This window comes from Neorhizobium descurainiae (assembly GCF_051400715.1).
In the GTDB taxonomy this organism is placed as follows: domain Bacteria; phylum Pseudomonadota; class Alphaproteobacteria; order Rhizobiales; family Rhizobiaceae; genus Neorhizobium.
The window spans coordinates 1-22727 of sequence record NZ_JBLFFK010000029.1 but is presented as its reverse complement, the minus strand read 5'-3'; the positions used below and the strand labels follow the sequence as shown (position 1 = coordinate 22727).

The window sequence follows — 22727 nt, the reverse complement described above, 5'->3', positions numbered from 1 at the left end:
GACAAGCAGGGTGAGACGAAGCTCTTGCCAGCGTCAATCACGATGACACGGTCGCCGACAACCGCCGCACCAGAATCTCATCCAGATTGTCGCGCTGATCTCATCCAGATTGTCGCTCTATATTCCTATGAGGAAAAGGAATACTCGACTGCCCGCCGGGGAGAGCATCCACCTCTCGCGATTAGGAAAAATGCGTCCAAAGTTACGAGGGTTTCATGCCCGCAGCGCTGACATGGCGACGTGTTTATCTAGCTGTGACAACGATAATCCTGCTCACGCCGGCGCTCGCAATGCTGTTCACCGCCGAAGTTTCGTGGGGGCCCGCTGATTTCGCCGCAGCCGTTGCTTTTTTTGCGGGAGCCTGGGTAGCGCTTGAGGCCGCAGTAAAGCTAACTCCTCAGGGCGCTGCGCGAGTAGCGGCATGCGCTCTGGTCGTTGCCGGACTGTTGGCCATATGGGCTCATCTCGCGGTCGGCATTTTGTATTAGCAAACTGCCCAGGGCACAGCAGAACTGGTGCAATCAGCAACTCATACCTATCTCCCGCGAATATTCAGGGAGATCAACGTGTCTGAATTCATCAGCTATCTGTTCGCTATCTTTGTTGTCACGCCACTCCAGGCCGAATTATCGGAGCGTCTTCAGGGCGCCCCGTCTCAGGAGATTATCCAAGCCGGTAGAGCCTGCATCGGGGTCGAGGGTCCGCGCCTGTTGCAGTATGCCCAAGATAATTGGGGTTGGGCAGTGGCGAATGGCCTGGGCGTCGCTGCTGGCTTGGTCGACCCGGTTACATTGTTGCCCGAGGGTAACGAGAACTGTCAGCGGGTTGTGCAGGCCCTGAATGCGCGTGAGGCGGACGTGTAAGCCACATAGGCAGAGATCGGGAACGCGGGCACGGCAACTTTAGCCGGTTCGTGATGGCAAAGGGAGAATGGTCCAGCCGGCCCTTCCCGGCGCCGAGAGGGTGACATCTATCCCGCCCATGCCACGGCATGGCTCGGCACCTCAACCGGGCGGGTCAGCAATGCTGCTTTTCTCGTCCACTTTGCCAAGTCGGTCTGTCATCCACCACTTGATAGAGAAAACCGCGACGCAGATCGCGACACTGAATAGGATGGTGATCACCATTGCGCGTGGTCCGTTGATCTTCTTCATGAAGGACAAACACGCTTCTCCAATCGTTCCGTTCCCTGACCGTATCCTCGTCGTTTAGCCCTGTTCCTTCGGAAGGTCATGGGTTGCATTCTTGATGCCTTGCTCAGCCTGCTTTTTGAGTTCTTCCCGGTTCGCTTCGGCCTTCTTTGGATCGCTGCGCTCAGCATCGCTTGAGGGGTCTGACTTTCTGTCGGGCATTTCGGGTTCTCCTTTTCCACAGTACCCAACAGGTTGGGCAAAACATCGTTCCGGAACGAGGCGCTGAATGCCCAATGCCCTCTACACCCGCCTGCAGCCGACGGCTCAGCGCCCGATCTCGAAGTATCGCCAGCCGGCACCATCAAACGCCGCGGCCCTCCCGATCCGATCTTCGGCGGTGGTCCGACGGCGACAGTCTATCCGGCCGATGACCTTCGACCACAGTTACATCGACGGGACCAACATCCTCACCAGCGACCGGCAGATTTACGTCTCATCGGTCGGGCTGGCGATCGTGCCACAGGTCGGTGACATCGCGACGGCCGGCGGCGCGGACTTCCACTTCGTCAATACAGACCCGAACAATTGCGACGGCATGCAGGGAAGGATTGCAGCGTGATCGTCATGGTTTCTCGAGCAAAGCGTCGCTCACCTCCCGCCCGGTGTGGCGCGGCCTGATGAGGTTCGTCAGGTCAAATCCCTGCCTTCGAGCTTCCGCTAGGTAGTCTTCCAGGGAGCCGTCCGAGATGGCGCTCTCGCGCGCGAGCACCCAAAGAAACTTGCGATCAGGCGTGCCGACCAGTGCGACCCGGCACTCAGGATCGATCTTGAGCACCCAATAATCGCCGTCAGTGAAAGGTACCCAGCGAAGTAGCCGGAAGAAAGGTGACCTTCAGCTTTGCGTTCGAAGTATCGATAGGCTCGGCTTGGCCATCGTCAGCGCGCTGCACCACGTTCCGACCGGCACGGCCTGGAGCGCGCAGGAGATCCGCAAGCGGCAGGAGGAGGTCCGCGCCGGGGGAGCTGGTGGAGAGCATCCCGGTGTCCGAATGCATCAAGACGATGACGGGCGACTGGAAGGCGCATATGGGCGCCTGGAAGGAGAGCCTGCGCCAGCTCGCGAAGGCCGGCATCTTCACCGTCTGCTACAATTTCATGCCCGTCCTGGACTGGACGCGCACGGACCTGCGCTCGGAGACGGCGCAGGGTGCGCGGGCGATGCGCTTCGACCTCGTCGATTTCGTCGCCTTCGACCTGCACCTGCTGGAGCGCCCCGGCGCCGCGCAGGACTATCCGCAGGCACTGGTCGAGGAGGCCGGCCGGCGGTTCTCCGCCATGGCGGAGGACAAGAAGGCCGCATTGTCGCGCAATATCGGCGCGGGCCTGCCGGGTTCGTCCGACGGCTACAGCATCGTGGAGCTCAAGGACGCGCTTGACCGCTACCGGGTATCGACGCGGACCGCCTGCGCGGCCATCTCGTCGATTTCCTGTCCGAGGTCGTGCCCGTCGCGGAAGCCCTCGGCATGCGGCTGTGTGCCCATGGCGACGATCCGCCCTGGCCGCTGCTGGGCCTGCCACGCGTCCTGTCGATGGAGGCGGACCACCGGCATGTGCTGGACGGCGTCGACAGCATCGCGAACGGCGTCACCTTCTGCACCGGTTCGCTCGGCGCGCGGCCGGACAACGACCTGCCGGCGATCGGGCGCCGTCTTGCGCCGCGCATTTACTTCGCGCATCTGCGCAACGTGACCCGTGAGACGCCCGGTTTCCCCTGATTCCTTCTTCGAGGACCACCACCTAGAGGGCGATACCGATATGGTCGCGGTCATCACCGCCCTCGTCGCCGAGGAGCGGCGGCGGAAGGCGGAAGGCCGGACGGACGACCGGATATTCATGCGGCCGGACCATGGGCAGGAAATCCTCGACGACCTCGCCCGCGGCGCCCAGCCGGGCTATCCGGCGATCGGGCGCCTGCGGGGGCTCGCAGAACTGCGTGGCATCGAGCGGGCGTTGACCCATCCCTTCCACGGGGCGGTCTGAACCATGGCGCTGCTCGACGCAAACACGATCCTGCCGCCGGCCGTCGAGTGGTCGGCCTGCGACCGCGCGGCGCTGGCGCAGAAGGGCAATGTGGCGCTCCCGCGTCAATGCCCATATGCGGGCTATCCTCGGTTCATGATCAACCGCCGCCGGCAAAAGGTTTCAGGCCATGGAGGCAATCTCCGTTCGCGAACCGCATAGCCTCTTGGTTGACGACCGGCCCGCGCCGCAGCCCCGCCCCGGCGAGGTGGCGATCCGCGTGCAGCGCGCCGGCATCTGCGGCTCGGACATGCATATCCTCCACGGCTCCAACCCCTTCGTGGTCTACCCGAGGGTGATCGGGCACGAATTCGCCGGCGTGGTCGCCGCGCTCGGGACGGGGGTCTCTGGCCTCGCCGTCGGCGACCGCGTGGTTGCCGATCCGGTCATCTCTTGCGGCATGTGCCATCCCTGCCGCATCGGCCGGTCGAATGTCTGCGCGAAACTGCAGGTCATCGGCGTCCATCGGGACGGCGGATTCCGCTCCGTCGCGCTCGTCCCGGCGGAGAATGCCGTGCGTGTCCCGCCGTCGCTCGGCTTCGACGTGGCCGCCCTTGCCGAGCCGCTGGCCGTCGCCGCCAACGTCCTCTGGCGCACGGGCTGCGGCAAGGACGACGTCGCGCTCGTCTACGGCGCCGGCACGGTCGGCATCACCGTGCTGCAGGTGGCGAGGATGCGCGGCGCGCGCTGCATCGTCGTCGACATCGATGCGGGACGGCTGGAGCGCGCACGGTGGTTTGGCGCCGACCGGGTGATCCATTCCGGGGTCGAGTCCGTCCCGGAGGCCGTCGCCGGCGAGCTGGATGGCCTCGGCCCGTCAGTCGTCATCGACGGCGCCGGCCTGCCGGCCCTGCTCGAGGAGGCATGCCGGGTGGCACCGCCTGCCGGGCGCATCGGCCTTCTCGGTTTTTCGCCCGCGCCGTGCAATGTCAGCCAGCAGGAGATCGTTCGCAAGGAGCTGACGCTGGTCGGCTCGCGCCTCAACCGGCGCTTCATCCCCGAGGTCATCGGCTGGCTGGCAAGCGGCGCGCTTCGGCCTAAGGGGATGATCACCCAGACCTTCGATGCGCGCGAGGCGCAGGCCGCCTTCGACCGGGTCGAGGCGCATCCCGAGCGAACCCTTAAGGTGCAGCTGGCATTCGATAGCTGAAGGACGAAGCGGACTGCCGGTGCTTTGTCGTTAATCGTGAACGCAATGTAAAACGGGATTCTGGCGTCGGTGCCGCCAAAACAACGTTGAGGCGGAGAATTCACCACGACGTTGAAAATGGACGACGTCAACCCAGGCTTGTGGTTCTTCGACGTTTGGTAAGAGTGCGAGATCCTGCCGGCCGAGGCAGGCGGAGGGCAGCCGCACCGTGGACGCTCATATCTTGGTCAACGGTTCACTCCTTTCACGACCGTGTAGCGGGCCCTGCATGAGAGCTCATCAGCGCGCTCATCCGCCGGACCAAATCGTCCAAGATGGTGATACGATGTCCGCCTGATGGCCGAATCGCGAAGTAGGAGACGTCGATCCTTGGCTCAAAGGGAATGGCGACGATATTGGCTTTCGCGGCGCGAAGGCTGGTGTAGTCGACGATGCCTATCCCCATTCCCGATGCTGCAAAATGGCAGCAGTTCAGCATGGACGTTTCCATCGTGCTTGCCGGCGGGTGATCCGCGCTGGCAAATGCCCGGTCCAGCACAAGCCTCAGCGGTGAATTGCGCCCGGGGATCAGGACACGCTCGTCCAGAAGGTCGCCAGGCGTGATGACCTTGCGCGATGCCAGCCTGTGCCCGGGAGCCATGGCGGCGACCGCATGCGCACTGTGCAGCAGGACTGCATTCTTGTCGGTCATCCGCGGCGAGCTGAAGACGAAGCCGAGATCGTAGCGGTTCTTCTCGACCATGTCCCAGATATGCCGGCTGTTTTCGACGTCGATCACCAGGGGGATGTCCAGGCGATTGCCGATGACGTCGATGATCGCCTGCTGCAGGTAAGGGCGGACCAGCGAGGTGACGCTGCCGATCCTGAGCACGATATTCTTGTGCCGGCGGATATCGTCGGCTGCCTGGGCGATCTGGTCCAGTCCGAGATAGAGCCGCTCGACCTCCCGAAAGAGCTGCGTCGCCTCGGCTGTCGGCACCAGCCGCGCGCCCACCCGTTCGAAGAGGGTGATCCGGACGATCTCCTCCAGGTCGCGAATGAGACGGCTGACCGCGGGCTGCGTCACGTTCATCGCCTCTGCGGCGGCGGTGATGCCACCCGTCATCATCACACTTCTGAAGGCTTCGACCTGTCGTGGTTTCAATCGCATCCTCAAACACTCCCATAACATTAGGGCATGGACTGAACACCAAATGCAATTTTTCTTTTCTTTGCGGACGTTTTATTTGCGTCGTCAATCCGCAGGGAGAGCGCGGATATCGGAAACTCGGAGGAGCTCCAGCATGAAATTCCTTACGATCGCAGCCGCACTGGCAGCGTCTGTTTTTGGCGTACCCTTCGCAAGCCACGCGAACGATCTAACCGTCGGGCTGGCCGCATCGACCACGTCCATGGACCCGCAGTTCTATGTCGTCGGCCCCAATAGCGCCATGGCGCGCAACATGTTCGACGGCCTCGTCAACCAGGACGCCAAGCAGCAGATTCAGCCCGCTTTGGCCGTTTCCTGGAAGACGATCGACGACACGACCTGGGAATTCAAGTTGCGCTCGAACGTCAAGTTCCACGACGGAAGCGATTTCACCGCCGAAGACGTCGTCACCAGCATCAAGCGCGTTCCGCTGGCCTCGAAGAACAGCCCGAGCTCGTTTGCAGCCTATGTGAAGGCAATCACCGAAGTCACGGCCGTCGACCCGCTCACGGTGCGGATCAAGACCGACGGCCCGACGCCGCTGTTGCTCAACAACCTAAGCCGCATCGCCATCCTGCCGGTCGAGATGGAAAACACGACCACGGAAGAGATGAATTCCGGCAAGGGCGTCATCGGTACCGGCCCGTTCAAGTTCGTCTCCTGGACGCCGGACGACAATGTCGTCGTCGCCCGCAACGATGACTATTGGGGCGAGAAGGCCGCCTGGGACAAGGTGACCTTCCGGGTGTTCAAGAACAGCAGCGCCCGCGTCGCCGCCATGCTGTCCGGCGATGTCGACATGATCGAAAGCATCCCGACCGCCGACACGCGCAAGCTCCAGGCGTCGGATAGGCTCAAGGTCGTCAATGTGGCCGGCAATCGGATCATGTACCTTCACATGGACCAGGGCCGCGAGGAATCGCCCTTTGCAAAGGGGCCGGACGGCAAGAACCCGCTGTTGAAGCCGCAAGTGCGTCGCGCGCTTTCGCTCTCGATCAACCGCGAAGCGCTTGTCGACCGCATCATGGACGGTCAGGGCGTACCGGCCGGTCAGGTCGTTCCGGAAGGTTATTTCGGCTATGATCCGAACATCAAGATCGACCCTTATGACCCCAGCAAGGCCAAGCAGTTGCTCGCTGACGCCGGATATCCGGACGGTTTCTCGCTGACCTTCCATGCATCGAACGACCGTTACCCGAACGATTCCAAGGTCGCTCAGGCGATCGGCCAGTTCTTCAGCCGCGTCGGCATCAAGACGGAAGTGGCAACGCTTCCGGGCAGCGTCTATTTCACCCGCGCTTCCAATCTGGAGTTCAGCTTCATCATGGGCGGCGCGGCGGTCGAGACCGGCGAAGCCTCCGGTGTGCTCGGCCCGATCCTCGAGACCTATGGTGAGAAGGCGGGGCAGGGCAATCGCGGTCGCTACTCCAATCCGGAGTTCGACATGGCGCTGAGCGAAGCCCGCGGCACGCTGGATGACGCCAGGCGCGAGGAGCTTCTGAAGAAGGCGACCGAGATCGCCATGACCGATCTCGGCGTCATCCCGATCTTCTACCTGGCCAATACCTGGGCGGTGAAAAACGACCTTTCCTATGAAGGCCGTTCGGATGCCTACACGCTTCCCTACTACGTGAAGCCGAACTGATCCGAAAAGCGGTGGTCCATCATGTATTTCAGCGGTGTTTTTCCCTACCTTGTTTCGCCGGTCGATCGGTCGGGTGCGGTGATCGAAGGCGTGCTGGCCGACCTGGTGAATCACCTGATCGCCGAGGGCGTCCATGGCCTGACGCCTCTCGGCAGCACCGGCGAATTTGCCTATCTCTCCCAAGAGCAGCGGCGTCACGTCGTCGACACGGTGATCTCGGCCAATCGCGGCCGGGTGCCCGTTGTCGCCGGCGTGGCGTCTACGTCGATCAGCGATGCGGTCGCACAGACGGAATACATGGTCGAGGCGGAAGCCGACGGCATTCTGGCCATCCTGGAGGCCTATTTTCCGATCGGCGATGAAGGTGTCGAGGCCTATTTCACGGCGATCGCCAAGGCCGCCCGTGGTCGCCCGGTCGTGCTTTATACCAATCCCCAGTTCCAGCGCTCGGATTTGACCTTGCCGGTCATCGAGCGGCTGAGCCATATCGATAACATCCGCTACATCAAGGATGCTTCGACCAATACGGGACGTCTTCTCTCCATCATCGAGCGGACCCGCGGCCGGATGGAGGTGTTTGCCGCCTCCGCACACATTCCGGTCTGTGTGATGATGATTGGCGGGGTCGGCTGGATGGCCGGTCCCGCCTGCATCGTGCCGCGCCAGAGCATTGCCCTTTATGATGCCGCCAAGGCGGGCGACTGGACAAAGGCGATGGAGCTGCAGCGCCCGCTTTGGCGCGTCAACGAAATCTTCACGAAATATTCGATCGCCGCCTGCATCAAGACGGCGCTCGAACTGCAGGGCTTCCCGGTCGGTGCGCCGATGGCACCACAGATGCCGCTCGGCGAGGCTGCCCGTGCCGAGATCGGTGCGGTTCTGCGTGATGTCGGCGCGCTCTGAGCGCCAGCCGCCTGACCGACAATCCAAAGGCGATTTTGAAATGAATCCAATTCCGATCATCGTTGACTGCGATCCGGGGATCGATGACACGATCGCGCTCCTGACTGCTTTCGTTTCGCCGGAACTCGAGATACTGGGCATCACGCCTGTTTGCGGCAACCAGCCGCTTGAACGTACCGTTCGCAATGCCCTGCAGATCTGCGAACTCGGCCGCAGGACGGATATTCCGGTCTATGCCGGATGCTTCCGGCCGATGCTGCGGGAGCCGATCTACGGTCAGTTCCACGGCAAGACCGGGCTCGGCAATACGGTGCTGCCGGATCCAGTGAAGACGGTTGAGAACAGGTCTGCCGTAGACTTCCTCATCGACACGCTGGCTGCCGCGGCGACTTCGCAAAGGCGCATCACTATCTGTTGCCTCGGTCCTATGACCAACCTGGCGGTGGCGCTGCGGATGACCCCTCGGATTGCCGAGGGGATCGAGCGTATCGTGATGATGGGCGGTGCCTATCGCGAAGCCGGCAATCGCACTATGACAGCGGAATTCAACGTGCTGGCTGATCCGCATGCGGCGCATGTCGTCTTTTCGAGCGGCATCCCGATCGTCGCGCTGGCGCTCGATGCAACGCATCAGGTCATGCTCAAGCCGGATCATGTCGCGCAGTTTTCGAGCGTCAGTGGCCGTATTTCCGAGACACTTGCCGAACTCATGGCCTTCTGGGACCGCAATGACGTGCGTCGCTACGGATCGCGCGGCGGCCCGCTCCACGATCCGCTGGTGATCGCCTATCTGCTAGCGCCCCATCTCTTCGAAACCCGACGCGTCCGCGTGTTCGTCGAGCACGAGAGCGAACTCTGCATGGGGCAGACGGTCGCCGACTGGTATGGCAAGAGCGGTCTCGAGCCCAATGCCGACATCGTGATCAAGGTCGATGCCGAAAGGATCATCGACCTCTTTCTCGATCGCCTTTCCCGCTATGCCGAAAAGGCCGTCGCATGAACCGTCACCGGATCATCATCGATGCGGACCCGGGTGTCGACGATGCCGCCGCCATCCTCATGGCGCTGGCATCGCCGGAGATTGACGTGCTTGGCCTGTCGGTCGTCGCCGGAAACGTGCCGTTGAAAGATGCCCTGACCAACGCCTGCAAGATCGTCGGCGTTTCAGGACGCGCGGATGTTGCCGTCCATGCCGGTGCGCCGGGCCCTCTCGTCAGGGAACAGGTCTTTGGCAAATATGCCCGGATCGGCTCGTTCAGCGACGAGCTGGTCGCCCGAGGCGGCATCACACCCGCTGAGGAGCACGCCGTTCGCTTCATCGTCCGCTCAGCGCGCGAGGCCGCGGGGACCGGTGAACCGATCACGATCTGCGCCATCGGGCCGATGACCAACATCGCGCTCGCCCTCATCCAGCATCCCGACGTGGCGCGCGGCATCCGTCAAATTGTGTCGATGGGCGGCGCGTTCACTGCGCTCGGCCATCGCACGCCATGGGCGGAGTTCAATATCTACGCAGACCCGCACGCCGCCGAAATCGTCTATCGCTCAGGCGCCCCGATCGTGGTGATGCCGCTTGACATGACGTTCCAGGCACTGTTCAGCGCGGAGCACTTCCAGAGTTTGCGCGACCGCGGCGGGGCTGGGGGCGATGCGCTCTACAACCTCTTCTCGACCTTCGATCGCGGCGATGTCGCGCGCTTCGGGCGACCGGGTGGGCCGATCCACGACGCGACGACGATCGCATGGCTGATCAGGCCGGAGCTTTTCACAAGCCGCAGGGCAACCGTCGGCACGCAGGTAACCGGCCTCACGATGGGTTATACCTATGCCGATTTCTACCAAAAGATGGACCGCATGCCGAACGCTACCGTGGTGACCGATGTCGATGAAACGGGGTTCATCAATCTACTGATCGAGCGCATCTCGCTTTACGGGAGCGCTGCGTCCGGTCCAAAAACGCCGGGAGGCTTAAATCTATGAGCGGATACCTCTTGAGCCGGTCGATCCAGACGGTTGTGACCCTGTTGGTGATGTCGGTGCTGGTCTTCGTAGGCCTCTATCTTGTCGGTAATCCGGTCGACGTTCTCTTGAGCCCCACGGCCACCCCGACGGAGCGCCTGCAGGTCATCCAGTCCTTTGGCCTCGACAAGCCGGTCTGGGAGCAATACTGGTTGTTCCTGACCCGCGCGCTGTCGGGCGATCTCGGCAATTCGTTCGTCTTCAACCAGCCGGCATTGACGCTGATCCTCAACCGGATGCCGGCGACGCTCGAACTTGCGTTCGTGGCGCTGGTGATCGGTCTCGTGTTCGCAATTCCGCTCGGCGTCTATGCGGGCCTGAAGCCGAATAGCCTCGTCGCCAAATCGGTCATGACCTTTTCGATCCTCGGCTTCAGCCTGCCGACGTTCTGGATCGGCCTCGTGATGGTCATGCTTTTCAGCGTCCAGCTGGGATGGCTGCCGGCATCCGGGCGAGGGGAGGCGGTGCCGATTTTCGGCGTGCCGATCAGCCTCTTCACGCTGGATGGCCTGTCGCACCTTCTCCTGCCGGCACTGAATCTGGCGCTGTTCAAGATCTCCCTCATCATCCGCCTGACCCGGGCTGGCGTGCTGGAGACGATGCAGCTCGACTTCGTTCGTTTTGCACGCGCCAAAGGCCTGCCGGAACGACGGATCGTGCTCGTGCATGTGCTGAAGAACACGCTCATCCCGCTGATCACAGTCATCGGCCTGGAGCTCGGTTCCCTGATCGCGTTCGCGGTCGTGACAGAGACGATCTTCGCCTGGCCGGGCATGGGCAAGCTCATCATCGATGCCATCGCGGTCCTCGATCGCCCCGTCATCCTCGCCTACCTGATGATCACCGTCGTGATGTTCAGCATCATCAATCTTCTCGTCGACATCCTCTATTCGATCGTCGACCCGCGCGTTCGTCTTGAAGGGAATTCGTGATGAGCCAGGAAAACAATGCCGCGACCTCGGTCCATGCCGGCGGCGCCGGCGAGGTACGCCGGTCGCGTTCGCCGTTTCGCCAGATGATTTCGGCCCTCCTGCACGACAAGCTGGCGCTTGTCGGCATCTTGCTGGTCCTGGTCTTCATCCTGGCTGCCGTCTTCGCACCTTTGATCGCGCCCCAGAACCCTTACGATCTGTCGCAACTCGATATCCTCGACGGCCGCTTGCCTCCAGGCTCGCAGAGCATGAACGGGATGGTCTATCTGATCGGGACCGACGACCAGGGTCGCGATCTCTTGAGCGCCATCCTCTACGGGCTGCGTACAAGCATTCTCGTCGGTATATCGAGCGCCGCGATCGCGCTCGTGATCGGAGCCTCGATCGGCCTGATGAGCGCCTATGCCGGCGGACGCCTGGATTCCTTTCTGATGCGTGTCGTCGATATCCAGCTCAGCTTTCCGGCAATCCTGATTGCGCTGATCTTCCTCGCGATCCTCGGGCAGGGGGTCGACAAGATCATCCTGGCGCTGATCGTCACCCAATGGGCCTATTATGCCCGCACGGTCCGCGGCTCTGCACTGGTGGAGCGCAAGCGCGCCTATGTGGATGCCGCCCGCTCGATGGCGCTTCCCGACCGGCGCATTCTCTTTCGGCATATCCTGCCGAACTGCCTGCCGCCGCTCATTGTCGTGGCGACCATGCGCGTCGCCTATGCCATCATGCTGGAAGCGACGCTCTCCTTTCTCGGGATCGGCCTGCCGGTCACCGAACCGTCGCTCGGCCTGCTGATCTCGAACGGGTTCGAATATCTGCTGTCCGGCGACTACTGGATCAGTTTCTTTCCCGGCTTCGTCCTCCTGTTGCTCATCGTCGCCATCAACCTGATCGGCGACAGCCTGCGCGACATTCTCAATCCCCGGCGGGAAGGCTGAGCCATGTCCAATCCGATACTTTCGATTTCCAACCTCAATACCTCGTTTCGCGTCGGCGGCGAATGGCGCAACGTTGTGCGCCACGTCAGCTTCGACATCGGTGCGAAGGAGACGGTCGCTGTCGTCGGTGAATCCGGTTCCGGAAAGAGCGTCACGGCCATGTCGATCATGCGGCTTCTGTCGCCGGGCAATTCGCGCGTGACCGGCAATATCCACTTCGATGGTAGAAATCTGCTCGACCTGCCGCTCGAGGAGATGCAATCCATTCGCGGCAACCGCATCGGCATGATCTTTCAGGAGCCGATGACGAGCCTCAATCCAGTGCTGAAGATCGGCAAGCAGATTACCGAGGTGCTCGTCCAGCATCGCGGCATGTCGCACGCGCAAGCGGAAGGCGAGGCGGTCCGGCTTCTGGAAAAGGTCCGCATTCCATCGGCAAAATCGCGCCTTAACGAATATCCGATGAATTTTTCGGGCGGCATGCGCCAGCGCGTCGTCATCGCGATCGCGCTCGCCTGTGACCCGAAGCTCCTGATCGCCGACGAACCGACGACAGCGCTCGACGTGACCATCCAGGCGCAGATCCTCGAGCTCATAAAGACGCTGCAGGAAGAGGAAGGCATGTCCGTCCTCTTCATTACTCACGACATGGGCGTGGTCGCCGAAATCTCCGACCGGACGATGGTGATGTATCGCGGCAATGCCGTCGAGACCGGGGCCACCCGCGATATCTTCGCCGCGGCGAAACACCCTTATACCCGCGCGCTCCTGTCCGCCGTACCGCAGCTAGGCTCGATGACGGGCCTGGAACGACCGCTCCGGTTCCCGCATGTCGACATGACCACGGGCGAGATCCAGCCGGTGAAGCCGACCGAAGACACGGTCAAGCACGATGCCGCGCCGATCCTCAAAGTCGATAATCTTGTGACCCGTTTCCCGGTCAAGAAGGGATTTCTGCGCAAGACCGTCGGCCGTATTCACGCGGTCGAAAGCGTCTCGCTGGAATTGCGGCAGGGTGAGACGCTCTCGCTTGTTGGGGAGTCCGGTTGCGGCAAGTCGACGACGGGCCGCTCGATCATCCGTTTGACCGACGCGACCGGTGGTGAAGTCCGGATCGACGGCAAGAGCGTTTTCGATGCGGGCAAGTCGGAACTGGCGGATATCCGCCGGGAAGCGCAGATGATCTTCCAGGACCCGTTCGAAAGCCTCAACCCACGCATCCGCATCGGTGTGGCGATTGCCGAACCGATCGTGACGCATGGCTTGGCAACTGCGGCCGAGGCGAAAGAGCGGGTCGGCGATCTGCTTGAGCGCGTCGGCCTTTCGGCATCGATGGCGGACCGCTTCCCTCACGAGTTCTCCGGCGGCCAGCGCCAGCGCGTCTGCATCGCTCGCGCTCTCGCTCTCGAACCGAAGCTGATCATCGCCGACGAGGCCGTTTCCGCGCTTGATGTTTCCGTCAAGGCGCAGGTCATCAATCTCATGCTGGACCTGCAGGAGAAACTCGGCCTCGGCTATCTCTTTATCTCCCACGACATGGCGGTGGTGGAGCGGATCAGCCATCGCGTGGCCGTCATGTATCTCGGTGAGATCGTCGAAATCGGCCCGCGGCAAGCCGTCTTCGAGAACCCGCAGCACGACTATACGAAGCGCCTCATGGCGGCGGTGCCGATAGCCGATCCTTCCCGCCCGCGGGCGCGACGGATCTCGAACGACGAAATCAAGAGCCCGTTCCGCGCGGCCGACTATGTGCCGCCGCAGCGCCGTTACAGGCAAGCCGGCGAGGGGCACTTTTTCCAGGTCGCGTAACGGGAGCGCATGCGGTGATCGTCACTTTCGGTTCGATCAATGTCGATTTCGTCTTTTCGGTCGCAGAGATGCCGCAGACGGGGCAGACGCTGCTTGCCGCCGGCTTTCGAACGGAAGCCGGCGGCAAGGGGGCCAATCAGGCGCTCGCTGCGGCACGCGACGGCGCCGACGTCGTGATGGCGGGTGCTGTGGGCAGGGACGCTCTGGCCGCGATCGGCATGCAGAACCTTGTCCAGACAGCAGACGTTAGCCGTGTCGCCCGTGTTCCCGAGCCGACCGGCTGCGCCTCGATCTTTATCGACGGCCAGGGCCGCAACATGATCGCGGTCGCTGCAGGGGCCAATCTGGCGGCCTCTGCGGATGCAGTGGACGACGAGCTCATCCGTCGCGCCAGCGTCATCCTGATGCAGATGGAAAACGACGTGCGTGAGGTCGAAAAGCTGATCCGGCGTGTCAGGCAGGCAGGCGGCAAGTCTGTGCTCAACCTCGCTCCGGCCTTCCTACTGGCCCACGATGTTCTTTCCCTCTGCGATCTGATCGTCGTCAATGAAGACGAGGCGGAAGCGCTGGCAGCGTGGCTGGAATGCGGATCGTCGGCGCAGGAGTTGTCGGAGCGATTGAGTACGGGAGTGCTCAGGACGCTCGGTGGCAACGGGGCGGAAGCCTGCGTCGATGGCGCAGTCATTCACGTTCCCGCCATCTCCATCGAGGTCAAGGACACGACGGCAGCCGGAGATTGCTTTGTTGGCGTTTTGGCATCGGGACTGGACCGCGGAATGCCACTCGAGGCTGCCATGCGGAGAGCCGCAACGGCAGCAGGCCTTGCCTGTTCCCGCCCCGGAAGTCAGTCCAGCATTCCATTTCGGACTGAGACGGAGCGGATATATTCTGTCTCTTAATGTTTCGTCCCGGCATCTGGTGGAGCGGATTGAGGATGAGGCGTTCGGGCTGCGACGCCCATGCCTTGCAGATGAAATTCGTAAGGGGTGAGGCCCTCGAGTGGTTTGAGCCTACGGCAGAAGTTGTAGGCGGCAACGAAGCCGGCGGAGTTGGTCGTGCCTCTCGTAGTGGAAGCGCCTGACGGTGGCATCCTTAATGGTTCGGTGCATCCTCTTGGCATTGAATTGTAAGAGTACGCCGGTTCGCAGTCGTGTGCGATTGACCAACTGCAGGCCCCCTGTGAAACCCCCGCAGGAAGAGGGTGAGATATGGACGAGCCTCGTTCAGTGCTTTTTGGCCGGTTCTGTCTGCCAATCTCCATCCGGCTCGACTTGCACCACCTCGTGAACCTCCCGCCAGCTGTTGATGCCGTCAGGGAACCAGTGAACACCAGTATAACCATTCATCACCAGCCGTTTGCCAGCGTTCCAACTACCCCAGCACTCGGGCCGGCAAAAGGTGACGATGGGCTTTGAGCTGTCACCTTGTGTCAACTCCTTCACGCGGCGAAGAAAAACCTCCTCTTGCCCGGCCTCGAAAGACGCGGCTCCAGCACTTGGAAGCCATACCGCCCCCGGGACGGAGCGATGGGTCGGCAGCCAAAGCCGATCCTTGGGAAAATCATCCGGCTTCTTGTCGGCAGGGCCGACATCGAGAAGCACCGGATTTTTTTGCATGAGTGCCTCAAGGCCTGCCAGATCGATGACGGTGGCACCGCTGAGCGTCTTCGGGGTCTCCCCCCGCATCGGCCCGGTCCACAAGCCATCCGGCTCTGGCTGCTCGGCTCTGGACAATTGCGTGCCCGCCGCCGTCAGAAACAATATGACCGTCAGTGAGGCGGCGGCCCTCACCAGGGCTCCAATCAGGCCCGACATGCCCCCACCCCTCAATTCGTGACTGGAGGCACCTTGAAACTCTGCTCCCAACGGCCTCCCTTGGTGTCGGACGCAACCACCTTCATCGCCTCGTCGCCAGCCGGCACGAAATTAAAGCCGATCACCGGATTTGTGGACAGGGAAATATCGCCTGAAATCTCCAGGACGGCCTGGTCGCCGTAGGAGACAATCATCTTGTCGATGTAACGCGAGGGCGTGTAAAGCCGGGTGAGTTGGTTCATCTGCATTCCGTTGAAGTTCGGATGGCGGATCAAAAGCGTTGCTTCGGCAGGCTTGCCTTGCTGCACATTCTCCGCAAATTTCATCCTCATTTCCCCCATCCCCTTCATCGCTTCCGCGTCGCTAGGTCCGGCAGGCGCCGAGCAGCCACCCGAAGCCTTGACGAAAGCAACAGTCGAAAACAGCTTTCCGTCTGTCGTCTCGGCAACGGCGTGAACGTTTGTGTAAGTGTCGATCCGAACACGCAACTGCAGCGTGCTGGAATCCGCGGCCGGCCCGAAGGTAACGTGAGCGGCAAGCGGCGCAGGGTTGTCATCGATCACAAGATAGACCGATTTGATCTTGTCCTTTTCAGGCATCGTCAGAGTGATCGGAACGAGCGCAGCATCCTGCGCGCGCTTTGGTGCATCGATCTTGATTAATGAATCGGTCGGAAAAACGTCCCGGCCGTCGAAGAGGTAATCGGCAATCAGCTGCCAGCGCTCCTCGCGCTTAGCATCGGCCTGAGAGGATTCCGCGGCGAGAGCCGGCCAGGCGCAGATGGCCGTAATCAGACCGGCCGCAAAAACACGTCGCAGTATCTGCATGATGTTCTCCTCCTTCTCCATTCATCATACTACTCCCATTCAAGCTCCTTGTAAGCTTGAATGACGTTGCGACCATTATAGTCGTCGAACAGCGCCCAGCCTTCGGCTTCTCCCGCAGCGACAGTTCGGCGGGCCTCATCTATCCCGATGCCCTGCGCGATCGCCTTGCGTGTTTGATCGCGCAGAACAGTAAGATAGCGCACCTGTCTTGACATGGCCGCTCCGAACTCCACCATCGCCGGCCCATGACCCGGCACTGCGCGGACAGCACCAACGCCTTTGAGCCGCTCGATTGCTGTCAGCCACCCGGGCAGGCTTCCATCCAGCGAAGGCACGCGATCAACGAAAAGCAGATCCGCGGGAAACAGCATTCCCGTGGATGTATCGAACATCGACAGGTCGCAATCGGTGTGCGCGATGTCATGCGCGGTAAACCGGACAACCCGATCGCCGAGATCAACTTCGCCGACATCTACTATCTCTCGTGTGGGATACACGATGCCGCCTACCTTCTCCGGCCCAAGAACCTCGGCAAGACGCTGACGATAATAACTTCCCCGCGCGTCGAGGGCGGGCCTCAAAGCATGATGGCCGATAAATTCCGGCTGCTCTTCGGCAAAGGCCGCAGCACCAAAGCAGTGATCGGGATGGACGTGCGTCATCACGACATATCGGATCGGGTTGTCGGTTCGTTTCCTGATCTCCGAGCGAAGCCATTGCCCGTCTGCCAGGCTCCCTCCGGGATCGGTTACGAGCACCTCGTCGCGTCCGATGATGCAGCCGATATTGGCAATGCCGCCATCATTTGCCGGCGTCGCTTCCTCGTGAGGTCCTTGACGGATGAAGATACCCGTCCCGACCTCTTTCAACGAAAAAGATTGAGCAGCAGAACCACGCGTTGGCAGACAGCATAGACAGAAACCGAGCGCCAGGGCTTCACGCCGCCTGAGGCGAAGGCGGCCGGCGGTTCGTCCGGCATATTCAACTTGATCGGTCAACATGCCGGAGATTAGCATGTTGCGTCTCAACCGGATAGGTCGCGCATAACGCTACTATTCAAAGGGAAGCTTGCAACCTCGGGATCACCTACTTGCCACAGCTGTTGCAGGAACTCCGATTGCCAGTTCTCGAACGTGCCGCGAAGCATTTCCACGACATAGGAGGAGATTTCGACCGGCTGACCGTGTTCGGCCTGTTCCTGAACAAAGGCGAACCAGCCGAACAGCCAATGCCCCACGAGGCTGAAAGCGAAAAACGCAAGGTTGATCCCGGCGTAACTGCAAGTCCGCCACAACGAGTGCTGCTGCATGTTAACTCCCGAATATCACGCCTGTAACGGAGACATTCCAGGGATGGTTCTCGGGTGCAATTCACCTGTCAGGTATTGACACGGGCCAATTTCGGTCCGAGGTGCGATAACGCTCTGGCATCACCGGAGTTGGATTCGATCTGTTGTTCCCGGAGGCGCCATGTATTACTGGCACTGGTTCGACATCGCCTTTCCTTGGATTGGCGGCGTTGGCGCAATCGTCCTGGTGGTTCTGCTTATTGCAACTGACCGTCTTCGGAGCGATCCAAGCCGCTCGCGATGGCATGACTGGGTGTGGTTATCCTGGCTCGGGATGGCGGCCTATCTGCTTCACAACTTGGAAGAATACGGCATCGATCTGTTTGGGACGTTCCATGCATTTCCGGGCATGATTTGCGCACAGCTCGGTTTGCCGCCATATCCGAACTGCCCGATCCCACCTGTGTTTTTCCTTGCGGTCAATGTAACTGCGTTTTGGGTCGCGGCTCCCATTGCAGCCCTACTGAGCAGACGACACCCGCTTGTCGGGCTTTCTGTCTACAGCATTATAATCATCAACGCCCCGGTACATATGGCGGCCGCGCTTGGGGGTAACTTCGGTGGAGGATTTTTCACTTCATTACTATTCGCGGCTCTGGCCGTTTGGATTATCCGCGCCTGCTTCGGTCCAGGCCGAATGAGCTACGGCGCGCTCGCACCTCTTTTGGCTGGCGGGATCATTGTTCACATCGTTTTGGCGGCCCCTCTGTTGCTGTTCCTCAATTTTGGCTTGAGCACGGCCGTGGTCGTCTTGCCGCAGCTAGTGAATCCCTTCCTGCTGATGCTCCTCCTGTGGCTTGGTGAGCGGTGGAGTAATGGGGCACTGATCTCAAGCCCGCAAACCAACTGACCCAGGCCCGGCGCGGGCCTAATCGCGAATGCCCGCTTTGGTGTTCCCAAGGTGAACGTCCGCCTCTGCAACGTGAGAGCCGTTTACTGGGCCTTTCGCTTTTCAGGGAAAGACCTTCACGCCATGCAAAGAGCTTTGATCCTGAGGCCCCGTCCAGATCTTTGGCCGGATGATGTCGAATGCCCTATTCGGCTGTTGCGGGCGCAAAATTCGCAGACCTATTGGACGTGCGATCAAATCTGCCAGTTGAAGGCCAGCGCCTATTCGCTTGTTTAGAGACGAAGTTATTTCGAAATCCGGCATGGCTGCTCCAGCCGCCTGTAAATAATGTTGACCGGCGGTGATCCTTCGAAACCCAAGTTCCAGATCTTCCTTTCCGCGTCCGGGTTTCTCGCGAGGACTGCGGGACTAGCAGACAATGGGGCATTCCCCTTGATCATTTCGTGAACGCAGAAACTCGTTCGCTTTCTTTAAGCAGAAGAGGAGGGCAAGCTGGTATGGGTTCTCGGGACTTGCGTATCGCCGCCTCGACGCATCCTTCCCGATAAGAGGAAATCACCGTCATTGGGGCTGCCCCGAGGACGCTGGAAAGACCTCCATAAAAGTGACTTGAACCGCAATTTCCCTCCAGTTTTCGGGAGTCTTGGGTTTTCTAAACTGGCCTTATGCGGCCTGCCGCGCACGGTGGTCACAACCCCACCCCACTTACAAATGGCGACGACTATGTCTCCCTGGACCTATGTGTCGGCCTCTACGCGGGCAATGACCGTCCTTGCCGTAGGTCGTGTGCGGATCTGGATCTTTCGCGGGCGTGCCAATGACGAAGGCGCTTCGCCGGACAGTGCCTCGCGGGCGGCGTCGGTCAAAGTGAAGGCTGTAAAGTCCGCTTCCGTCAACGCCGGCAATGGTCGTTCCTCCTCACTGTCTGGCCACAGCACCGCCCCCACACGTGAGGTGGGGTACATGCGCTTGAAGCGGCGCACAAGTATGCCCGCATGCTTGGCAGAGTCCTCGTTCAGGAAGCAGACAACAATGGCGTTGGCTTCTTTTGGAATGAGATCGCGGCTTCGGCGATTGGCGACGTCGGAGTGTCTTGCTGCCACGACCTCGGCTCCTTGTACCTGAAGCACCTGAGCGAGCATCGCCGCGGAGGCGTCATCCAGAGGGCCTCTGCCGCCGAGACAGACGATGGTCCTGCCTGTCCCGTCCGGCAGATCCTCTTCATCACGGCTATTTTCCTCCTCACTAGGAGCCTTGGAGATCTCGCCCGTCGCCTCACTTCCGTCGTCCTCCTCCTGCTCTTCCTCCTGTGCGATGTCCTCGAGGTTCGAGACCAGCGTCGTCGCCGTTTCGTATACGTGCTCCATCTGCTCTGCGGTTAGGACGCCTCTTCGACGGTCCTGTTCAGCCAGCAGAAGAGCAGGAATGGCGACCTTGCCGTAGTAGTCTTCGAGGTAATCTTCTTCGAGCATCTCCTCAGCTTGGTCAGTAGCCTCGTCGGGATCCCCAGCCAGAAGCCGCTGGTAAAGCCGTTCCTTGGGATCAAGCACCGGCTCGCTACCAAACAGGACTTCGAGGAACTCGAACTGCGGGACATAACGGCCCAGCACCGCAAGGCACACGGTCAGCGGCGTCGACAGGATGAGGCCTACCGGTCCCCACAGCCATGCCCAAAAGATCGCCGCGACAATGATGGCCAGCGGAGAAAGCCCGGTGCGCGAACCATAGAGCCAGGGTTCGACAATGTTGTTGCTGGTCAGCTCCAGCACGAGAAAGATTGCCGCGACCCAAAGAACGAGGCTCCAGCCCGGATCGACGGCGAAGGCCAAGAAGAGCGGCAGCACCGTCGCTATGACAGGGCCGATGTAGGGAACGAACCGAAGTACGATGGCCAGCATTCCCCATAGCACGGCGTTGGGGATGCCGACCGCCCACAGGCCGAGCGCCAGCGGGATTCCATAGGCGCAGTTCACGACCAACTGCATCAGGAGATAGACAGCAACACGGCTGCCGGCTTCCTGGAGCGCCTCGGTCGTGCGATGCAGGTCACCATAGCCAACGAGACGGATGAAGCGATCCCGAAGCTCCTCCCTCTCCAGAAGCATGAAAATGACGACGACGACGATGAGGCCCAGCGAGGCGATCGGGCCGAGCAGCGGGCTGATGAGGTTGGTGAGCGTTTCGATCGGCCGGCTCGGCGCGAATATCTCGACGAGCATAGGTTCTCTCGAGGGAACCGCACCTGGAGCAGCCTGGTTCTGCCCGGCATTGTTGATTTCCCGCCCGACGCTTTCGACGACCGAGGTCAGGCGCTGCACGATGCCGTTGTCGGTTCCGCTCTCCTGGAGGGAGCGAATCTTTCCGATGATGTTATCCTGATAAGCCGGCAGATTTTGCGCGACTTCGGCAATCTGTCCCGCCACGACAAGTCCGAACAGGATGAGGACAAGGAAGGCAAGCACGACGGTCGTCACGACCGCAACAATACGAGGAAGGCCAAACTTGCGAAGCCGGGACGAGATGGGCGCCAGGGCGAACGTCAAGAGGACCGCGATCGCCAGTGGAAGGAGCACCTCCTTGGCAAAATAGAGGATGGCAACGACCGCGAGCACGGTCGCAAAGGCGGGCATACGCGAGGGGGACGCTGGTGAAATGGAATAGAGGCGACGAGGAGCGCCGACGTCGTTTTTCAAACCCGCCTCCGTTACCCAGATGTCGACCGAAGAAGGCTAAAGTTGGATGTTCCTTCAGTCTCGTGCAGGTAGCGCGCCGGCAGGACTTGGCAATGGTGATTTCCTTCCTGGTTACACCTGGCATAGCGGCGGTTGCGCGAGGAACCCATGTCAGATCTTGAATCCAGTCCTAGCTGGCGACTAACCCGGCTAATGCGATCTCTGAGGATGATGGCGTCGATTTTGCCCTATTCCACGCCCATTTGTCCAAAACGCTACGAAAATGGCCGACCAGCGAGATCAGCCATGTCTCTAAACCGGATCATAGCTCTTGGAAAACTGTGAAAGTGCGTAACTGCTAGTTGCCGTACGGCCCGTTTCACAGGGGCGGCTGGTATCAGACGTCAGCTGCCCTAGCCGTCATCGTTGCCTTTGCCTACCACACCGGTTCATCTAGTGCGGTCTTTGCCGAAGGCAGCAGGCCTGCCTCGATGTCTTCTATTGCCTTGTTGCCGCCTCCGAGTGCAACTGTCATGAAGTCTCCGCCGCCGATACGGACGGCCGCATGGATATGCCGGCTGTCATGGCTGTCTGGGAGGTGAGGCCAGGTCTCCAGCCGGCTCGAACGGCGCGTGATGGCCATCTGATCACGCCCGACGACCCCGCCCTTAGCGGGGTGCCTTTTCTGAAATCTCTTCCTGATCGCTTTGCTTGCTCACCTCGTTGACCGCCGAGCGCTCTTCTGCCTGCCCGTCTTCGGTCATGGACATTGGTGGATGATCCACCGCCCGGGCGCGAAACGTCCGAGCGCGCTCCTGCAGCAGGGCGATATAGCGCTGGCGCATCTCCTGGACGCTGATCTCTCCCGCGATCCACATCTTGACAATGGTCATGTATTCGGGATCGCCGTCGATCGGCGTTCCCCGAGCGCGCGCTCTCGCGATGACGCGCTGTGCGATTGACCGCCGCGTTTGTTCCGTCACCACCATTTCCTCCGACTCGGGCTGTTCATCAGCTGTGGCTGATTAGCAATCCATCCACGCGCACACCACTTGAAATCGGCAGCTTCGACCGCATCTACGGCTCACTTCCCGTATCGATGGCCTCCTGCTCGGCGATCTTCGTCGGCGTTCGAGGCTGTCGCGGCTGAAGAAAGGGCGCTCCCCATAGGATTGAGCGCCCTTTCTGTTTCCGAAACCGCCAATGTCGATCATGGAACCGCGAGCTCATGCGCCGCATTTCCGCGTTCTGAAGCCCTTTCGAGAACAGCCATGGCCGGCGACAAGCTTCGACCTACCGAACCAAGCGGGGATTTTCAGAATACGGCAGCCCCGAGCGGCGAAAAGGCATACGCTCGCGATGACCGACCATGGCAGGGAGCCGATCCGCCGGGCGTCGTCTATGTCTATGCGCCTGATCGCA

At 61.0% G+C, this 22727-nt stretch carries 23 protein-coding genes and 3 pseudogenes; 14 read left to right on the top strand and 12 right to left on the bottom strand.

The window, feature by feature from the left end:
• Positions 1–566 precede the first annotated feature (566 nt).
• Positions 567–863, top strand: coding sequence for a hypothetical protein (locus ACMGE0_RS30110; RefSeq protein ID WP_436819567.1), 297 nt, complete (start codon positions 567–569; stop codon positions 861–863).
• A gap of 141 nt (positions 864–1004) precedes the next feature.
• Here the strand turns inward: ACMGE0_RS30110 and ACMGE0_RS30105 are convergent, their stop codons facing one another.
• Together ACMGE0_RS30105 and ACMGE0_RS30100 are read right to left on the bottom strand one after the other, a co-directional pair.
• Entirely contained in the window at positions 1005–1154 is a 150-nt protein-coding gene (locus tag ACMGE0_RS30105; RefSeq protein WP_436819566.1) for a hypothetical protein, read from the bottom strand.
• A gap of 54 nt (positions 1155–1208) precedes the next feature.
• Positions 1209–1352, bottom strand: coding sequence for a hypothetical protein (locus ACMGE0_RS30100; protein ID WP_436819565.1), 144 nt, complete (start codon positions 1350–1352; stop codon positions 1209–1211).
• Positions 1353–1419: 67 nt separating this feature from the next.
• Here ACMGE0_RS30100 and ACMGE0_RS30095 point away from each other — a divergent pair, with 67 nt between their 5' ends.
• Positions 1420–1752 (top strand): hypothetical protein, encoded by a 333-nt coding sequence (locus ACMGE0_RS30095; RefSeq protein WP_436819564.1) that lies wholly within the window; start codon positions 1420–1422, stop codon positions 1750–1752.
• A gap of 3 nt (positions 1753–1755) precedes the next feature.
• Here ACMGE0_RS30095 and ACMGE0_RS30090 read toward each other — a convergent pair.
• Positions 1756–2065, bottom strand: a pseudogene (locus ACMGE0_RS30090) (lipocalin family protein); the annotation flags it as partial.
• On the opposite strand from ACMGE0_RS30090, the pseudogene uxuA reads away from it, so the two are divergent.
• From uxuA to ACMGE0_RS30075, 3 genes and pseudogenes are all read left to right on the top strand, one after another.
• Positions 2066–3173, top strand: a pseudogene (gene uxuA, locus ACMGE0_RS30085) (mannonate dehydratase); the annotation flags it as partial.
• 3 nt (positions 3174–3176) lie between these two features.
• The gene (locus tag ACMGE0_RS30080) at positions 3177–3374 is read left to right on the top strand and encodes a hypothetical protein (protein WP_436819563.1); all 198 of its coding nucleotides are present in this window, start codon (positions 3177–3179) and stop codon (positions 3372–3374) included.
• Positions 3343–4362, top strand: a complete 1020-nt coding sequence (locus tag ACMGE0_RS30075; RefSeq protein ID WP_436819562.1) for a Zn-dependent oxidoreductase — start codon at positions 3343–3345, stop codon at positions 4360–4362. Before ACMGE0_RS30080 ends, ACMGE0_RS30075 begins: the two co-directional genes overlap by 32 nt.
• A gap of 244 nt (positions 4363–4606) precedes the next feature.
• Here the strand turns inward: ACMGE0_RS30075 and ACMGE0_RS30070 are convergent, their stop codons facing one another.
• Positions 4607–5512, bottom strand: coding sequence for a LysR substrate-binding domain-containing protein (locus ACMGE0_RS30070; protein WP_436819561.1), 906 nt, complete (start codon positions 5510–5512; stop codon positions 4607–4609).
• Between the two features lie 133 nt (positions 5513–5645).
• Between ACMGE0_RS30070 and ACMGE0_RS30065 the strand changes: the two genes are divergently transcribed.
• From ACMGE0_RS30065 to ACMGE0_RS30030, 8 genes are read left to right on the top strand one after another with little or no spacing between them, the layout of a single operon-like run.
• Positions 5646–7196 (top strand): ABC transporter substrate-binding protein, encoded by a 1551-nt coding sequence (locus ACMGE0_RS30065; RefSeq protein WP_436819560.1) that lies wholly within the window; start codon positions 5646–5648, stop codon positions 7194–7196.
• A gap of 21 nt (positions 7197–7217) precedes the next feature.
• The gene (locus tag ACMGE0_RS30060; protein ID WP_436819559.1) at positions 7218–8099 is read left to right on the top strand and encodes a dihydrodipicolinate synthase family protein; all 882 of its coding nucleotides are present in this window, start codon (positions 7218–7220) and stop codon (positions 8097–8099) included.
• A 40-nt stretch (positions 8100–8139) separates the two neighbouring features.
• The gene (locus ACMGE0_RS30055) at positions 8140–9099 is read left to right on the top strand and encodes a nucleoside hydrolase (RefSeq protein ID WP_436819558.1); all 960 of its coding nucleotides are present in this window, start codon (positions 8140–8142) and stop codon (positions 9097–9099) included.
• A complete protein-coding gene (locus ACMGE0_RS30050; RefSeq protein WP_436819557.1) occupies positions 9096–10079 on the top strand; it encodes a nucleoside hydrolase in 984 nt (327 codons plus the stop codon). Before ACMGE0_RS30055 ends, ACMGE0_RS30050 begins: the two co-directional genes overlap by 4 nt.
• On the top strand, positions 10076–11050 hold the full coding sequence (locus ACMGE0_RS30045; RefSeq protein WP_436819556.1) for an ABC transporter permease: 975 nt from the start codon (positions 10076–10078) through the stop codon (positions 11048–11050). The genes ACMGE0_RS30050 and ACMGE0_RS30045 overlap by 4 nt, the downstream gene beginning before the upstream one ends.
• Positions 11050–11985, top strand: coding sequence for an ABC transporter permease (locus tag ACMGE0_RS30040; RefSeq protein ID WP_436819555.1), 936 nt, complete (start codon positions 11050–11052; stop codon positions 11983–11985). Before ACMGE0_RS30045 ends, ACMGE0_RS30040 begins: the two co-directional genes overlap by 1 nt.
• Positions 11986–11988: 3 nt before the next feature.
• A complete protein-coding gene (locus ACMGE0_RS30035; RefSeq protein WP_436819554.1) occupies positions 11989–13794 on the top strand; it encodes an ABC transporter ATP-binding protein in 1806 nt (601 codons plus the stop codon).
• 14 nt (positions 13795–13808) lie between these two features.
• Complete coding sequence (locus ACMGE0_RS30030; RefSeq protein WP_436819553.1) at positions 13809–14693, top strand: ribokinase; 885 nt, start codon at positions 13809–13811, stop codon at positions 14691–14693.
• Position 14694: 1 nt separating this feature from the next.
• Here ACMGE0_RS30030 and ACMGE0_RS30025 read toward each other — a convergent pair.
• The 5 genes and pseudogenes from ACMGE0_RS30025 to ACMGE0_RS30005 all read right to left on the bottom strand — a co-directional run.
• Positions 14695–14909: pseudogene (locus ACMGE0_RS30025) on the bottom strand (IS481 family transposase); the annotation flags it as partial.
• Between the two features lie 108 nt (positions 14910–15017).
• Positions 15018–15608 carry a rhodanese-like domain-containing protein gene (locus ACMGE0_RS30020; protein ID WP_436819552.1) on the bottom strand — a complete coding sequence of 197 codons (591 nt, stop codon included), beginning with the start codon at positions 15606–15608 and terminating at the stop codon, positions 15018–15020.
• An 11-nt stretch (positions 15609–15619) separates the two neighbouring features.
• Complete coding sequence (locus tag ACMGE0_RS30015) at positions 15620–16456, bottom strand: quinoprotein dehydrogenase-associated SoxYZ-like carrier (protein WP_436819551.1); 837 nt, start codon at positions 16454–16456, stop codon at positions 15620–15622.
• Positions 16457–16464: 8 nt separating this feature from the next.
• On the bottom strand, positions 16465–17436 hold the full coding sequence (locus ACMGE0_RS30010) for a quinoprotein relay system zinc metallohydrolase 2 (RefSeq protein WP_436819602.1): 972 nt from the start codon (positions 17434–17436) through the stop codon (positions 16465–16467).
• Positions 17437–17459: 23 nt separating this feature from the next.
• Positions 17460–17744, bottom strand: coding sequence for a DUF6766 family protein (locus tag ACMGE0_RS30005; RefSeq protein ID WP_436819550.1), 285 nt, complete (start codon positions 17742–17744; stop codon positions 17460–17462).
• 160 nt (positions 17745–17904) lie between these two features.
• Between ACMGE0_RS30005 and ACMGE0_RS30000 the strand changes: the two genes are divergently transcribed.
• Positions 17905–18633 (top strand): HXXEE domain-containing protein, encoded by a 729-nt coding sequence (locus ACMGE0_RS30000; protein ID WP_436819549.1) that lies wholly within the window; start codon positions 17905–17907, stop codon positions 18631–18633.
• A 737-nt stretch (positions 18634–19370) separates the two neighbouring features.
• Here ACMGE0_RS30000 and ACMGE0_RS29995 read toward each other — a convergent pair.
• The 3 genes from ACMGE0_RS29995 to ACMGE0_RS29985 all read right to left on the bottom strand — a co-directional run bounded on the left by ACMGE0_RS29995 (position 19371) and on the right by ACMGE0_RS29985 (position 22294).
• Positions 19371–21263, bottom strand: coding sequence for an AI-2E family transporter (locus ACMGE0_RS29995; protein ID WP_436819601.1), 1893 nt, complete (start codon positions 21261–21263; stop codon positions 19371–19373).
• Positions 21264–21741: 478 nt separating this feature from the next.
• Positions 21742–21948 (bottom strand): hypothetical protein, encoded by a 207-nt coding sequence (locus tag ACMGE0_RS29990; RefSeq protein WP_436819548.1) that lies wholly within the window; start codon positions 21946–21948, stop codon positions 21742–21744.
• Positions 21949–21973: 25 nt separating this feature from the next.
• Positions 21974–22294, bottom strand: a complete 321-nt coding sequence (locus tag ACMGE0_RS29985; protein WP_436819547.1) for a hypothetical protein — start codon at positions 22292–22294, stop codon at positions 21974–21976.
• Positions 22295–22727 lie beyond the last annotated feature (433 nt).

What these genes read in the sequence shown, in the direction of transcription:
- ACMGE0_RS30105 (WP_436819566.1), bottom strand. Translation starts at nt 1,154, where the DNA reads ATGAAGAAGATCAACGGACCACGCGCAATGGTGATCACCATCCTATTC.
- ACMGE0_RS30100 (WP_436819565.1), bottom strand. Translation starts at nt 1,352, where the DNA reads ATGCCCGACAGAAAGTCAGACCCCTCAAGCGATGCTGAGCGCAGCGAT.
- ACMGE0_RS30095 (WP_436819564.1), top strand. Translation starts at nt 1,420, where the DNA reads ATGCCCAATGCCCTCTACACCCGCCTGCAGCCGACGGCTCAGCGCCCG.
- ACMGE0_RS30080 (WP_436819563.1), top strand. Translation starts at nt 3,177, where the DNA reads ATGGCGCTGCTCGACGCAAACACGATCCTGCCGCCGGCCGTCGAGTGG.
- ACMGE0_RS30075 (WP_436819562.1), top strand. Translation starts at nt 3,343, where the DNA reads ATGGAGGCAATCTCCGTTCGCGAACCGCATAGCCTCTTGGTTGACGAC.
- ACMGE0_RS30070 (WP_436819561.1), bottom strand. Translation starts at nt 5,512, where the DNA reads ATGCGATTGAAACCACGACAGGTCGAAGCCTTCAGAAGTGTGATGATG.
- ACMGE0_RS30065 (WP_436819560.1), top strand. Translation starts at nt 5,646, where the DNA reads ATGAAATTCCTTACGATCGCAGCCGCACTGGCAGCGTCTGTTTTTGGC.
- ACMGE0_RS30060 (WP_436819559.1), top strand. Translation starts at nt 7,218, where the DNA reads ATGTATTTCAGCGGTGTTTTTCCCTACCTTGTTTCGCCGGTCGATCGG.
- ACMGE0_RS30055 (WP_436819558.1), top strand. Translation starts at nt 8,140, where the DNA reads ATGAATCCAATTCCGATCATCGTTGACTGCGATCCGGGGATCGATGAC.
- ACMGE0_RS30050 (WP_436819557.1), top strand. Translation starts at nt 9,096, where the DNA reads ATGAACCGTCACCGGATCATCATCGATGCGGACCCGGGTGTCGACGAT.
- ACMGE0_RS30045 (WP_436819556.1), top strand. Translation starts at nt 10,076, where the DNA reads ATGAGCGGATACCTCTTGAGCCGGTCGATCCAGACGGTTGTGACCCTG.
- ACMGE0_RS30040 (WP_436819555.1), top strand. Translation starts at nt 11,050, where the DNA reads ATGAGCCAGGAAAACAATGCCGCGACCTCGGTCCATGCCGGCGGCGCC.
- ACMGE0_RS30035 (WP_436819554.1), top strand. Translation starts at nt 11,989, where the DNA reads ATGTCCAATCCGATACTTTCGATTTCCAACCTCAATACCTCGTTTCGC.
- ACMGE0_RS30020 (WP_436819552.1), bottom strand. Translation starts at nt 15,608, where the DNA reads ATGTCGGGCCTGATTGGAGCCCTGGTGAGGGCCGCCGCCTCACTGACG.
- ACMGE0_RS30015 (WP_436819551.1), bottom strand. Translation starts at nt 16,456, where the DNA reads ATGGAGAAGGAGGAGAACATCATGCAGATACTGCGACGTGTTTTTGCG.
- ACMGE0_RS30010 (WP_436819602.1), bottom strand. Translation starts at nt 17,436, where the DNA reads ATGTTGACCGATCAAGTTGAATATGCCGGACGAACCGCCGGCCGCCTT.
- ACMGE0_RS30005 (WP_436819550.1), bottom strand. Translation starts at nt 17,744, where the DNA reads ATGCAGCAGCACTCGTTGTGGCGGACTTGCAGTTACGCCGGGATCAAC.
- ACMGE0_RS30000 (WP_436819549.1), top strand. Translation starts at nt 17,905, where the DNA reads ATGTATTACTGGCACTGGTTCGACATCGCCTTTCCTTGGATTGGCGGC.
- ACMGE0_RS29995 (WP_436819601.1), bottom strand. Translation starts at nt 21,263, where the DNA reads ATGCCCGCCTTTGCGACCGTGCTCGCGGTCGTTGCCATCCTCTATTTT.
- ACMGE0_RS29990 (WP_436819548.1), bottom strand. Translation starts at nt 21,948, where the DNA reads ATGGCCATCACGCGCCGTTCGAGCCGGCTGGAGACCTGGCCTCACCTC.
- ACMGE0_RS29985 (WP_436819547.1), bottom strand. Translation starts at nt 22,294, where the DNA reads ATGGTGGTGACGGAACAAACGCGGCGGTCAATCGCACAGCGCGTCATC.